This window comes from Salipiger pallidus (assembly GCF_014643635.1).
GTDB classification, from domain to species: Bacteria; Pseudomonadota; Alphaproteobacteria; order Rhodobacterales; family Rhodobacteraceae; genus Salipiger; species Salipiger pallidus.
Map to the genome: position 1 here is coordinate 845,865 of NZ_BMJV01000001.1, position 13,616 is coordinate 859,480.

Annotated in this window: 11 protein-coding genes; 4 read left to right on the forward strand and 7 right to left on the reverse strand. The window is 65.4% G+C overall.

The window, feature by feature from the left end; genetic code table 11:
- Nucleotides 1–42: 42 nt before the first annotated feature.
- Nucleotides 43–597, reverse strand: a complete 555-nt coding sequence (locus tag IEX41_RS04145) for a helix-turn-helix domain-containing protein (protein ID WP_188788933.1) — start codon at nt 595–597, stop codon at nt 43–45.
- Nucleotides 598–1,019: 422 nt separating this feature from the next.
- Here IEX41_RS04145 and pdhA point away from each other — a divergent pair, with 422 nt between their 5' ends.
- The 4 genes from pdhA to IEX41_RS04165 all read left to right on the forward strand — a co-directional run bounded on the left by pdhA (nt 1,020) and on the right by IEX41_RS04165 (nt 6,353).
- Nucleotides 1,020–2,042, forward strand: coding sequence for a pyruvate dehydrogenase (acetyl-transferring) E1 component subunit alpha (pdhA, locus tag IEX41_RS04150; protein WP_188788934.1), 1,023 nt, complete (start codon nt 1,020–1,022; stop codon nt 2,040–2,042).
- An 18-nt stretch (nt 2,043–2,060) separates the two neighbouring features.
- Entirely contained in the window at nt 2,061–3,446 is a 1,386-nt protein-coding gene (locus IEX41_RS04155) for a pyruvate dehydrogenase complex E1 component subunit beta (RefSeq protein WP_188788935.1), read from the forward strand.
- 13 nt (nt 3,447–3,459) lie between these two features.
- The gene (locus IEX41_RS04160) at nt 3,460–4,797 is read left to right on the forward strand and encodes a pyruvate dehydrogenase complex dihydrolipoamide acetyltransferase (protein ID WP_188788936.1); all 1,338 of its coding nucleotides are present in this window, start codon (nt 3,460–3,462) and stop codon (nt 4,795–4,797) included.
- 365 nt (nt 4,798–5,162) lie between these two features.
- Entirely contained in the window at nt 5,163–6,353 is a 1,191-nt protein-coding gene (locus IEX41_RS04165) for an MFS transporter (protein WP_188788937.1), read from the forward strand.
- A gap of 88 nt (nt 6,354–6,441) precedes the next feature.
- On the opposite strand, the gene cysE is transcribed toward IEX41_RS04165, so the two are convergent.
- From cysE to IEX41_RS04195, 6 genes are all read right to left on the reverse strand, one after another.
- A complete protein-coding gene (cysE, locus tag IEX41_RS04170) occupies nt 6,442–7,260 on the reverse strand; it encodes a serine O-acetyltransferase (protein ID WP_188788938.1) in 819 nt (272 codons plus the stop codon).
- A 163-nt stretch (nt 7,261–7,423) separates the two neighbouring features.
- Nucleotides 7,424–7,759, reverse strand: coding sequence for a DUF7742 family protein (locus IEX41_RS04175; protein WP_188788939.1), 336 nt, complete (start codon nt 7,757–7,759; stop codon nt 7,424–7,426).
- Nucleotides 7,756–11,658 (reverse strand): baseplate multidomain protein megatron, encoded by a 3,903-nt coding sequence (locus IEX41_RS04180; protein ID WP_188788940.1) that lies wholly within the window; start codon nt 11,656–11,658, stop codon nt 7,756–7,758. The genes IEX41_RS04175 and IEX41_RS04180 overlap by 4 nt, the downstream gene beginning before the upstream one ends.
- Nucleotides 11,658–12,098 carry an NlpC/P60 family protein gene (locus tag IEX41_RS04185; RefSeq protein ID WP_188788941.1) on the reverse strand — a complete coding sequence of 147 codons (441 nt, stop codon included), beginning with the start codon at nt 12,096–12,098 and terminating at the stop codon, nt 11,658–11,660. The genes IEX41_RS04180 and IEX41_RS04185 overlap by 1 nt, the downstream gene beginning before the upstream one ends.
- Nucleotides 12,095–12,976: a phage/gene transfer agent baseplate hub protein gene (locus IEX41_RS04190; protein ID WP_188788942.1), complete on the reverse strand. Its 882-nt coding sequence runs from the start codon at nt 12,974–12,976 to the stop codon at nt 12,095–12,097. The genes IEX41_RS04185 and IEX41_RS04190 overlap by 4 nt, the downstream gene beginning before the upstream one ends.
- Entirely contained in the window at nt 12,976–13,608 is a 633-nt protein-coding gene (locus IEX41_RS04195) for a DUF2460 domain-containing protein (protein ID WP_188788943.1), read from the reverse strand. Before IEX41_RS04195 ends, IEX41_RS04190 begins: the two co-directional genes overlap by 1 nt.
- Nucleotides 13,609–13,616: the final 8 nt, after the last annotated feature.

Consider the following 13,616-nt stretch of genomic DNA (forward strand, 5'->3'; position numbering starts at 1 on the left):
GGCGGGCCGCGCTGGCACAGGGCGGCTTACGGGGCGACGCAGTCAGGGCGCCACGAGGAAGAGCATGTATTGGGCGTACTTGTCGGGCGGCGTTTCGAACACCGAAGGCCCGTCCAGCCGGTAGCGCAGGGCATCGCCGGGGCGCAGATCATGGGCCTCCTGCCCAAGCGTCACCCGCAGCCGTCCTGAGATCAGCACCAAGTGATGTTCAAGGTCCGGCACTGGGCTGTCCTCGTAGGCGATGCGCATGCCGGGATCGAGGCGGCAGTCCAGCACTTCTCCGGCAAGGGCCGGGCTGGCGGGGGATGCCACTCGGCGCACGAAGCCAGTGTCGCGAAAGACCGACTGGCTGTCCCGGCGCGACAGCGGGGTGAAGCCGTCCTCGACCATGGCAAGCAGTCGCGAGATTGTCATGCCGTAGGCGGTGCAGAGCTTTCCCAGTACCTCGGCGGTGGGGCTGACCTCGGCCTTCTCAAGCCGCGACAGGGCGGCCCTGCTAACCCCGCTGAGCGCGGCGAGCTGATCCAGCGTCAGGCCCCGGTCAGCGCGTAGCCGGGCGAGGCGATGGGACAGGCGGTCGGTGATCGCGTCGGACATGGGAAGCTCCGAGAATTTTTCTCAATATCGGGATAATTTGCTGATAGAGGCCGGATCTGGCAAGCCCCTTGGCGCGGCCTGCGCGCCAAACATGGGAGGATGCCTGCGGAACAGGCACCGCTTCAGGGCCGGGGGCGCGAACGCATCTGTCAGCGCGTCTGCAGGATGGCAAGGCTCCGGGCAGACCTGTTGCTGCCTTGCCCAGGCAGCATAAGAGCGGAAGCGCGTCTGGTCGGAACGCCGCGCTGTGGCGGGGTGTTGCCGCAGACTGGCATCGCCATCGCCCCGCCCTACCCTTGCACTTGGGCCCCGAGGGCCGACCCGGTTTTTTGACCGGGCACTGTCCCTGCCCTTTGACACCCGGGGCGTCACTCGGTAGGGTGCCGGAAAGTTTAACACTAAACTATCATGGGAGGGATCGCATGGCCGCCCGGAAATCTGCCGCCAAGCCGAACGTTTCACCCGAGGAGCTCAAGCAATATTACCGCGACATGCTGCTCATCCGCCGCTTCGAAGAGAAGGCGGGTCAGCTGTATGGCATGGGGCTCATCGGTGGTTTCTGTCACCTTTACATCGGCCAGGAAGCCGTTGTCGTCGGCCTTGAGGCCGCAGCGGAGGAAGGGGACAAGCGCATCACCTCCTACCGCGACCACGGCCACATGCTGGCCTGCGGTATGGACCCCAACGGCGTGATGGCCGAACTTACGGGCCGCGAAGGCGGCTACAGTAAGGGCAAGGGCGGCTCCATGCACATGTTCAGCCGCGAAAAGCACTTCTACGGCGGCCACGGCATCGTGGGCGCGCAGGTGCCGCTGGGTGCGGGCCTCGCCTTCGCCGACAACTACCTCGAGAACGGCCGCGTGACCTTCACCTACTTCGGTGACGGCGCTGCGAACCAGGGCCAGGTCTACGAGACCTTCAACATGGCCTCGATCTGGAAGCTTCCGGTGGTCTTCGTCATCGAGAACAACCAGTACGCCATGGGTACCTCGCAGAAGCGGTCCACCTCGACCGAGGACATCTACACCCGCGGCGGCCCCTTCGGCATCCCCGGTGAGCTGGTCGACGGCATGGACGTGCTGGCGGTCAAGGAAGCTGGCGAAAAGGCCGTGGCACACTGCCGCGCCGGCAAGGGCCCGTACATCCTCGAGATCAAGACCTACCGCTACCGCGGCCACTCCATGTCGGACCCGGCAAAGTACCGGACCCGCGAGGAAGTGCAGAAGATGCGCGAAGAGCGTGATCCGATCCAGAACGTGCGCGATCTGCTGCTTCAGGGTGGCCACGCCACCGAGGACGACCTCAAGGCGATCGACAAAGAGACCAAGGACGTGGTCAACGCCTCGGCCGAGTTCGCCAAGGAAAGCCCCGAGCCCGCGCTCGACGAGCTGTGGACCGACATCTATTCCGACGACGTGCCCCAGGGTGACGCGATCGACGCCTGAGGCAGGAGAGACCAAGCAATGGCAACTGAAATTCTGATGCCCGCCCTGTCCCCCACCATGGAAGAGGGCACGCTGGCCAAGTGGCTGGTCAAGGAAGGTGACACCGTCACCTCGGGCGACATCCTCGCCGAGATCGAGACCGACAAGGCCACCATGGAATTCGAAGCGGTCGACGAAGGCATCGTCGGCAAGCTGCTGATCGAGGAAGGCACCGAAGGGGTCAAGGTCAACACCCCCATCGCGGTGATGGTCGAGGAAGGCGAAAGCGTCGATGACGCTGCGACCTCTTCGGACAGCGGCAGCGACGACAGCGCCGCCAAGGCCCCCGCCGAGCCCAAGGGCGATGCCGCCCCCGGCCCGCAGGAGATCGCCTCGAAGGTGCCCGCCGCCGCGGCATCCGCCGACTGGCCCGAAGGCACCGAGATGAAGCAGCAGACCGTGCGCGAAGCGCTGCGGGATGCCATGGCCGAAGAAATGCGGTCCGACGCCAACGTCTTCGTCATGGGCGAGGAAGTGGCCGAGTACGAGGGCGCCTACAAGGTGACCCAGGGGCTGCTGGCCGAATTCGGATCGAAGCGCATCATCGACACGCCCATCACCGAACACGGCTTTGCCGGGATCGGCGTCGGCGCGGCCTTCGGCGGTCTGAAGCCGGTGGTCGAGTTCATGACCTTCAACTTCGCCATGCAGGCGATCGACCAGATCATCAACTCCGCGGCCAAGACGCTGTACATGTCTGGCGGCCAGATGGGCTGCCCCATGGTCTTCCGCGGCCCCAACGGTGCCGCCGCCCGCGTGGGTGCGCAGCATTCCCAGGATTACGCGGCCTGGTATTCGATGATCCCCGGTCTGAAGGTGGCGATGCCCTACTCGGCAGCGGACGCCAAGGGTCTGCTCAAGTCGGCGATCCGCGATCCCAACCCGGTGATCTTCCTCGAGAACGAGATCCTCTACGGCCGGTCCTTCGACGTGCCGGTGATGGATGATTTCACCGTGCCCTTCGGCAAGGCGAAGATCTGGCGCGAAGGGTCGGACGTGACCATCGTCTCCTTCGGCATCGGCATGCAATATGCGCTTCAGGCAGCGGACCAGCTGGCCGAGGATGGCATCGACGCCGAGGTGATCGACCTGCGGACCCTGCGTCCGATCGATTACGGCACGCTGATCGAGAGCGTGAAGAAGACCAACCGCTGCGTGACCGTTGAGGAAGGCTTCCCGGTGGGCTCCATCGGCAACCACCTGTCGGCCTATATCATGCAGAACGCCTTCGATTATCTCGATGCGCCGGTGATCAACTGCGCGGGCAAGGACGTTCCCATGCCCTACGCCGCGAACCTCGAGAAGCACGCGCTGGTGACCACCGCCGAGGTGATCGACGCGGTCAAAGCTGTCACGTATCGGTAAGGGAGCCACACACATGCCCACCGAAATCCTGATGCCCGCCCTCTCGCCCACCATGGAAGAGGGAACGCTGGCCAAGTGGCTGGTCAAGGAAGGCGACACCGTGAACTCCGGCGACATCCTCGCCGAGATCGAGACCGACAAGGCGACGATGGAGTTCGAGGCGGTCGACGAAGGCACCATCGGCAAGATCCTCATCGACGAGGGCTCCGAGGGGGTGAAGGTCAACACCCCCATCGCCGTCCTCCTCGAGGAAGGTGAAAGCGCCGACGACATCGACAGCGCAACCGAGGCGCCGAAGGCGTCGGCCAAGTCCGATGCGCCGGCTACCGAGGCGGCTCCCGAAGGGGACGCCGAGAAGGCCGCCGCCGCAACGCCCACCGTGGCCTCTGCTCCGGCAGCGCCCAAGGACGGGGACGGCAAGCGCATCTTCGCCACCCCGCTGGCGCGGCGCATCGCCGCCGACAAGGGGCTCGACCTGTCGCAGCTGAAGGGCTCCGGCCCTCACGGTCGCATCGTCAAGGCTGACGTGGAAAACGCCGAGGCCCCGAAAGCGGACGCACCCAAGGCGGCCTCTGCGGCCCCCGAGGCCAAGAAGGCCGATGCCGCTGTCATGCCCGCAGGCCCGAGCGCCGATGCGGTCAAGAAGATGTACGACGGTCGCGAATACGAAGAGGTCAAGCTCGACGGCATGCGCCGCACCGTGGCGTCCCGCCTCACCGAGGCCAAGCAGACCATCCCGCACTTCTACCTGCGCCGGGACATCAAGCTCGACGCGCTGCTCAAGTTCCGCAGCCAGCTGAACAAGCAGCTCGAAGGGCGCGGCGTGAAGCTGTCGGTCAACGACTTCATCATCAAGGCGTCCGCGCTTGCTCTGCAGTCGGTGCCCGATGCGAACGCCGTCTGGGCGCAGGACCGGATGCTGAAGCTCAAACCCTCGGACGTGGCGGTTGCCGTCGCGGTCGATGGCGGCCTCTTCACCCCGGTGCTGAAAGATGCCGAGATGAAGTCGCTCTCGGCCCTGTCTTCGGAAATGAAAGACCTCGCCAAGCGAGCCCGTGACCGCAAGCTTGCGCCGCATGAATACGTCGGCGGCAGCTTCGCGATCTCGAACCTCGGGATGTTCGGCATCGACAACTTCGACGCGGTGATCAACCCGCCGCATGGCGCGATTCTCGCCGTGGGTGCGGGCGTCAAGAAGCCCGTCGTCTCCGAAGATGGCGAGATCGGCGTGGCCACGGTCATGTCCGTGACCCTTTCGGTCGACCACCGGGTCATCGACGGTGCGCTGGGTGCAGAGCTGCTCAAGGCGATTGCCGAGAACCTCGAAAACCCGATGGTGATGCTGGCCTGATCCGGCCCTCGCAACGAATCTCAGAACGCCCGTCGCAGCCTTGCGGCGGGCGTTCTTCATTGGGGCCACAGGGATTGGCCTCGGCGTGACGGTGGGACTTTCGGGGCGCTCGGCGAAGCTGATGCCACAGCCGGAAATCATCGGCCGCCCGTTCATTCCTAGCCTTCGCGCTTTGGCCGAAGAGAATTTGCACGCCAGTTGAAGGTTTGGTTTGCCCGGCATGTATGTTTGGCGCTCATGGCACCGTTGCAAAAGCGGCGTCTTGTGCAGCCCCCCTTCCCTTGTGATAGCGTAAACAGATGCTGCGGCGCGGCAGGACGATTTGCGCCTGCCCGTCCCCTATCCCAGATTTCCGGAGGTCCGTCATGGATCAGCCCGACCGCCAGGCCCGACTGACGATCCTGTCGCTTGCCACCGGCGCCTTTGCCATTGGCGTCACCGAATTCGCGTCCATGGGCCTTCTGCCCTATTACGCCGCCGGCCTCGAGGTGACCGAGCCGCAGGCCGGGGCCGCGGTCAGCGCCTATGCCATCGGCGTCGTCGTCGGCGCGCCGGTGCTGGCGGTGCTGGGCAGCTACCTGCCGCGCAAGCTGTTGCTGATCCTGCTCATGGTCTTCTTCATGCTGGCGAACCTGTTCTCGGCGGCGGCCACAAGCCTCGATACCCTTGTCATTGCCCGGGTGCTGTCTGGCCTGCCGCATGGTGCCTTCCTTGGGATCGGGATGCTCTTTGCAGCGGAATTTTCGCCTCCGGGCAAGAAGGCCGCAGGGGTGGCCAAGGTTCTCATGGGTCTCACCGTCGCCAATGTCATCGGCGTGCCTGCCGCAGGCGCCATCGGGCAGATGTTCGGCTGGCGCTGGTGCTTCATCATTGTGGCAGTCATCGCTGCCCTGTCGGCGCTTATGATAACCCGTGCCGCCCCGGCGGCGGCGGGCGCCCCTGCCGCCAATCCGCTGCGCGAGCTATCGGCACTCGCCAACCGTGCCGTCTGGCTGACGCTGGCCGTGGGGGCCGTGGGCTTTGGCGCAATCTTCGCGATCTACTCGTTCTTCTCTGCCGCGCTCATCAACTCTGCCGGTGCGCCGGAATGGGTGATCCCGCTGGCCCTGTCGGCCTTCGGCATCGGCGCGACCGCGGGCAACTACTACGCCGGACGCCTTGCAAACTGGTCGCATTTCGGCGGCGCGCTCGTGATCCTCGTCGGCATGGTGATCTGCTCGATGGTTTACGCGGCGGTCATGGGCCACTGGGTGGCCATGTCCATCACCGTCATGGTGCTGGGCCTCACCGCCGGCCTCGTGATCCCGCTGCAGATGCGCCTCATGGACGTGGCGGGCGACGGCCAGACCCTTGCCGCATCGCTCAACCACGCGGCCTTCAACGCGGCAAACGCGCTGGGTCCGTGGCTGGCCGGCATGGCGCTGAGCGCCGGCTACGGTTGGAGCGTCACGGGCCACGTGGCCGCGGCCCTTGCCCTGGGCGGCATCCTCGTTCTGGGCATCGCATGGCTTGATGCCAGGCCCCGCCGCGACAAGCGGGCCTTGGCCGGTTGCTGAACCCCGGACCGAAGCGAGAGCCATAGAACAGAAGGGCCGGTCATCCCGCGATGACCGGCCCTTTTTCATGTCTGGCGATGTGATGGCCTCAGCCTGAGCAATTGCAGCCGGTCAGCTTCTGATCCATGTCCCGGGACGGCTGATCGCAGCCCGCATCCCCGACGATCTTCGCGGGCACCCCCGCAACGGTCTTGCAGGGCGGCACCTCTTCGAGGACCACAGAGCCCGCCGCAATGCGCGAGCCTGCACCAATGCGGATATTGCCAAGGATCTTCGCCCCGGCCCCGATGAGCACGCCATCACTGATCTTGGGATGGCGGTCCTCGTCTTCCTTGCCGGTGCCGCCAAGGGTCACCGAATGCAGGATCGACACGTCGTTGCCCACCACGGCGGTTTCACCGATGACGATGGAGTGGGCATGGTCGAGCATGATGCCCTGCCCGATTTTCGCGGCGGGGTGGATGTCGACGCCGAACACCTCGGAGGTGCGCATCTGGATGAAGAACGCGAGATCCTGACGCCCCTGCCCCCAGAGCCAATGCGCGACGCGCTGGCACTGGATCGCCTGAAACCCCTTGAAATAGAGCAGCGGCTGGAGAAACCGGTGGCAGGCCGGATCGCGTTCAAAGGTGGCGCGGATGTCGGCGCGGGCGGCGCGGGCCAGCCACGGATCAGAGGCATAGGCCTTGTCGCAGATCTCTCGCAGGATCTGGTCGGACATCTCGCCGTTGGCGAGTTTCATCGCGATGCGAAAGGCAAGCGCGCCCTCGATGGTGGCGTGGTGCAGCACAGAGACATGGACCATTCCGCCCAGCAGAGGCTCGGCCGCGACGGCGGCTTCGGCTTCCTGGGTGATGCGGGCCCAGACCGGGTCCAGTTCTGCGATCTTTGCGCGGGTTTCGGCCATGGGATACCTCCGTTCGCTCCGCCCATACTAGCAGATAGGCCGGAGGTCCAGAAACGCAAAAGCGTCATGCATCCGATCGGATTGCGTGATGGATCGGAAGATCAGGTATCGCCAGATCATCCAAGCTGTACCTGACCGGAGGCTAAAGTGGGGCACCTTGCAGTCACGCCGCCCCGGGGGTGTTGAGCACGCGCACCCCGTCCAGTCCGTCCCGCAGATGTCCCGCCCGACGCCGCAGCGCTTCGAGCACGAGGATGAGGCAGTCGATGTATTCGGGATCGTCGAGCCTGCGTTCCGGCCCCGTCCCACGCGCCAGCGCCGCCGAGCGCAGCGTCCCGTTGCCCCATTGCGGGTGTGTTCGCCCAATGCGTCGGCGATACCGATCGGCCGCGTCCGCCTCGCAGACCATCTTCCGGGCCACCTGCCAGCGCTGCCCCGACCGTTCGAGGAGCAGCGCGCAGGCGGCGGCGCTGACATCGCCGGGCAGGACCGGCCTCATGCGAAAAGGTCCAGCTTTGCCACCGGCCCGGCCCCGAAGCGGGCCGAAACCTGCGCCACGGTGACGACGTACTGTCCAGACAGCCCGTCCCATTCCGGATTATAGGTCCAGTTCGCAGAGCCGCGCGTCGCGGTGCGGACCGTCTCACCGTTCTGCAGGACACAGATCTCGTAGGCCTCCGTTTCCTCGCCCAGCGGGACCTCGGGCAAGTCCCAGTTGTCCCCGTCGACGCGTGTGCGCCGGATCCAGCTGAACTGCCGGACAGGGCCGTTGCCATCGGCGCGCAAATGCACCGGGCTGTAGGGCCGAAGCCCGTTGCCCTCGAAGCGATGGACCTCGTGAACATAGGTGGAATCCTCCACCAGCTTTCGCGCAGGCCCGATCCGGAAATGGCGCTCCTGCCTCAGATGCCGGGACCGCAGTTCGATCTGGCGCGGCGTCCCGTTCATGACCACTACCCAGGAACCTGCGGGCCATTGGCCCGACGTGGCCGCGTCCGTGCCCAGCTGACCGCGCAGGCGATGGCCAAGCTCCCATGTGCCCGGCGAAACGAGGGTGGCATCGCGAAACTGAAGCAACTCCCACCCTCCGGGCGAGCCATCTCCAATGGCGATCAGGTTACCTCCGCGCAGAAACGCGGCGTCGTCGATGGAGGACAGGGTGCCATTGGCCATCCTGACCCTCAGCGGCGCCCCCCTGTCGATTCTCCCCGAGGGTGCCGGGGCAAGTTCGGTTTCCGTCACCCCGACAAGGGATTGCGTGCCGATAATGGTCTTGAACCGGTAGCCCGTGTCCGTATCCGAATGGCGCACGGCGACGAGACCGGGCCACAACTCCGCGCTTATGGCAACATGCGGGGCATGTGCGACCTCGTCCCCTGTCATCAGCGGCAGATCTAGGAAGAACGGCTGCACCTTTGACAAGGGGCGCCCCGGGCGCAGGGACGGTGGGTTTTCGGGGAACTCGGTGGGCAGGTAGGTATCGGGCTCGATGCGCACCGCTTCGACGACCTGGTGGTCACCGATTTCGATCTTGTCGATCCGCGCAAGTATCCGCCCCGCCTCGGACGGCAAAGAAACGACATCCCCCGCTCCGACGTCAAGCCGGGACAGTGGCAGTGCAAAGCGCAGGGTTTCACGGGCAATGCGGGCCTCGGTCAGCCAGCGCTCGGCGGTGAGGCGGCCTTCGCGGCGGGTCATCAGCATGTTGAGCTCGGTTTCGGCCACCGCGTGAGTGGCATCGTCCGGCAGCACGGTTTCCTCGGCGGCGATGGCGTGATCTGCATCCGCCTCCACAAAACGCACGCGTATCCGTCCTGCCATCTCGGCCTCGCTGGCACGGGTGCGGACCAGCCCGCCCTCGAGCTCGTCCGACACCGCGAGGCGCGCCGGCTCGAGCGGCGTCGCGTCCTGCCCGTCCCGCATGAGAAACACCAGCTTGCCATCCCGCTCGATGGCGTCGAACCCGTGCGCCAGCATCAGCGGCTGAAGCGTACGGCGGGCGTCACCGACCTGATCGACCATGAAGCCTCGCACCCAGCCATGGAGCGCACTGGTATCGTGGTCTTCGAGACCAACCCTCTCACAGATTTCCGACACCACCGAGGCAAGCGTACGCGACGAGACGCGCCCGTTGATCCAGTGCCCACGGCGGTAGTTCGGTCCGTCGGTCCACAGCTCGCCCAGCCCGGGGAACCATGGGTAGGGCCGTGCATCCCATGCCCAGACATAGGCGTGATCCATGTCGATCATCGGTGCGCCGTATTCGGTGGAAACCGGGTTGTGCTCGGGATCTCGCCAGTAGGCATGCATGGCACGCAGGTACTGGCGCTGGATCAGCTCATCGCGCAGGCCGTTCGAGAAATGCGGCAGCTGGCTTTCCGAGCTTTTCTCGTCGAGGAACTTGTTGGGCTGGTTGGTGCCCTTGTCGATGGCAGCGCAGCCCAGCTCCGTGAAACGCACGGGCTTGGAGCCGGGCAGCCAGGCGGTCGGATCCGCCTGCCGGACGCCGGCAATGCGCTCGTGGTGGAAATTGCTCCACCAACCCCGGATGTCCTTGTAACGCCAGATCCAATGCTCGCCCCATGCACCATCGGTGATCGGCTCGCGCCGCTGGGCACGGCGGCCGTTGGGGCTGGTATAGTACCAGTCAAAGCCCTCACCACCCTCGATGTTGCTCTTGAGGTAGTCGGGATTGTGGATTGCCCCCCAGTGGGCATCGGCGTGATCGTTCCCATCACGCCAGTCCGAGAGCGGCATGTAGTTGTCGATACCGATGAAATCGATGTTCTCATCCGCCCAGAGCGGATCGAGGTGGAAGTAGACGTCGCCCGATCCGTCCTGTGGATGGTAGCCGAAATATTCCGACCAGTCGGCAGCATAGCTGATTTTCGTGTCCGGCCCCAGCAACGCACGGCACTCGGCGGCCAGCGCGCGGAAGGCCGCGACCGCCGGGAACCCGCTGTCCGAGCGGATCTGCGTCAGCGCCCGCATCTCCGAGCCTATGCAGAAGCTCTCGACTCCGCCGGCGAACTTGCACAGCGCCGCTTGGTGCAGCACGAACCGCGACAGGCTCCATTCGTCGGGCCCGCTATATTCCGGACCGATGCTGCCCATGCTGAAATCGCTCGCCGTCGCGCTGCCGAAGAAGGTCGCCACCTCGGCCGCGGCGGCTGCCGTTCCATCGGGCGATCCGTCCTGTCCAGGCGCAAGGCTGGTGGTGATGCGACCGCGCCAAGGCAGGGCCGGCTGGCCTTCGCCGCCGCTCCACGGGTCCGGCAACGTGTTGTCTGCAAGCTGGTCCATCAGGATGAACGGGTAGACCATCACCCTCAGTCCCTGGTCCTTCATGCGCCGGATCGCCTGGACAACGGAGATGTCCGACGGCGTGCCGCCATACACCGGGCGGTCATCGACACGGTTCACTGCCTGCGCGGCGTCCCGGTCGAGGCTGCCGACCAGCCAGGGCTTCGACGCCTCGAAGTCCTTCTGCTCCACTTTGGGCCGGATGCTGCAACGGCCACACCGCAGGTCGTCTCCGAACCAGCTGACCACCAGCGACACCGCACCGCAGGACGGCACTTCATCAGTCAGCTGCTTGAGTGAGGTGTTGAAATCAGGCTGCTCGGACGGCGTATTGACGTTGATCGCGGTCTCGCCGTTCCAGTTGCGCCCAAAGTAGATCTCTTCGGTGGCCAGCGCGTATTCACCCGTGCCAGGGATCATCGCGACGCCGCTGATCGCGTGGGGCAGATCTTTCAGGTCGGTTTGTTCCGGGCGCGTCACCTCGAACGAGAACTGCGGCAGGCGATTGCCAAACTGCTCCAGACCGAGATCCTCGAACACCACGTAGGCCGTGCCTCGGTAGGCCGGAACCATGCCCACCCCTTCGATGGCCTCCATCTTGGGGTCCGGCTCCTGGTCGCGTGATCCGGTGTAGACCCGCATGTTGAGATCACTCAATGGAAGCTCCGCGCCATCGGCCCAGACCCGGTTCACCCCGGTGATCACCCCCTCGCAGAGCGCGACCGCGAGGTTGACGGAATAGGTATAGCTGACCGTGGTCATCGAGGGCTGCGACGGGCTGCCCTTGCCGCCGCCTTGGGAGTCCTCAGTCACGTGCTCGGTGAACTCCGATGCCCAGATCGTATGGCCGCCCAATCGCATCCGGCCATAGACCTGCGCGATGGCGGCGCCCTCACCCGCTCCGCTGAGCCGGAAGCGTTCGATGCGGCCGGTCTCGATGGTCTGCGAGCCGGCGCCCATCAGCCGCTGATCCAGCGCCCGCCCGAGGCTGGCGCCGATGAACCGGCCCACGGCGGTCATTGACAGCCCGAGGACGGATCCGCCGATCGAGCTTCCTACCGCTGCCCCCACTGCCGAGAATAGGATCGTGGCCATCAGTTCATCTCCCTTGGGAATGCAAATCGCGCCGCCACGCGGCGACGCCACGGCAGGCTAAGCGGACTCTCGATCACGCCATGCCCGGTATAGGCATGCACAAAGCTCGCGCCCTGCCCGGTGCGGGCCTGAAGTCCGAGATGTTTCGCCACTGCACCGTCACGCATGCGGAACAGCAGAATGTCACCCGGCGCGTCATCGGACAGCGCCTTGCGATGCATGTGGCGCAAGGAGGCGCGCATCAGCGCCTCGTCCCCTTGCGGCTCGGACCAGTCCATGGTGTAGGGCGGCACCTCTTCGGGCTCGGGGCCGATGACCTCTCGCCAGACTCCCCGGATGAGGCCCAGGCAATCGCAGCCCGCGCCCCTGACCGAGGCCTGGTGTACATAGGGCGTGCCGATCCAGCCCCGTGCCGCCTTCACAAAAAGATGGCCGGTCATCGTCTGCTCCCGCCCATGCGGCTGCCCGATTGCGACGGGAAGACCATCAACCAGTCTTCTTCCGGGATATCGGGAAATCCCTGAAAGTTCAGACCGTTGTGAAATTTTTGCCGACAGGTGTCGAACCGCTTGTCGCAGCCCGCGGTGATCCTCACCGTGTCCCCCGCGATGATGGGCGCGCCAAACGGCTCCCAGAGTTCGATCACGCGGTCCCCGTCGCGCAACTGGTCACGCTTGATGCCAAGCGCCAGTCCCGACGCCGCACCGTCCAGCACCTCGAGGCGCCCGCGCAGGAACCAACCTGGCTCGAACGCCTCAAGAGGGCCAAGCGTGAAGCTGCGGTTGTCGGTGGCCGACAGCAACCGACCTTCGTAGCGGAAGCGCGGGCCCGATAGGTCGACCCGGCAGGTGCCATCCCCAAGCACGGCGGGACAGGGCGCCTGGTACACCCGCCCCACCGGACGATTGAGCGCCTCGGTCAGACCGCGCAGCTCGGCGTGGAATGCGCCATCCCCCCGGCGGATCTCACCGATGGTGCCACGGAACAATACCTTGCGCTGGTCCGTATCGTGCCAGTTGACCAGCCAGCACACCACCTCGGCCCCGTCAAAGCGGCCAGCCTCGATATCAGCCTCAGACAGCGCGTCGTCACGCAGGGCACCCATGGCCTCGGTGTTGTCGACAGAAAGGCCTGTCGCCTGCTGCAGTGCAAGCGCGCTGAGGCCCGTGTCAGCGCGGAAGGTCTGGCCGTCAAAGCTCAGATCCCGGTCGTGATCCGTAAACCCGTATTGCAGGCCGTCAGTCCGTGTGACACGCCAGCACCGAGACACAGTGGTCAGTCCTGTGGCAAGATGTGCATGAAGTTCAGCAACGCCCATCAGACCCGCACCTCCACCACCGGCACGTCAGGCGCCTGCCCCGCGTTGAAGCTGGCAACGCTGACGTTTATCCGGTCGGCATCGAAGCGCACCGGCACGTCGAACTCGTATCCCGCCGACACCTCGGCCCCCACCATGGGCGCGCTCTCGAAGGTCAGCAGCCCCGTGGTCACGTCGACCGCGAAGTGCACGCCTTCGAGCATTTCCACATCCTGCACCGCCGCCTTGACCGTTCCCGCCACCGGCTTTTTGATGGGCCGCTGGTAGCTGGTGCCCCCGGATCGGTAGTTCTTGACCAGCTGGAAGCTGCGGCTCACCCCATCACCGTAGGCGATGACCTGGTCACCTGCGGACACGGTTCCGCTCGGCTTGCAAGACCGGTAATCCGACCAGTCCTTCCAGCGAAACCCGTAGAGCTGACCGCGCCGCGCCTCGAAGAAGGCAAGGATGGTCTCGATGTCGTCCAGCTTGCGCAGCCCGAGGCCGGCATCAAAGCGCCGCCGGGAATGGGCCCAGGGGCTGTTGCGCTCTTCGTGGCCGCTGGTCAGCTGCACCACGTCGGTGCGCCTCTCGGGGCCGCCCAGCGCGCCAAAGCTCAGGTCGGCGGGAAATCTTACCTCATGGAAGCTCATTGTCGGTC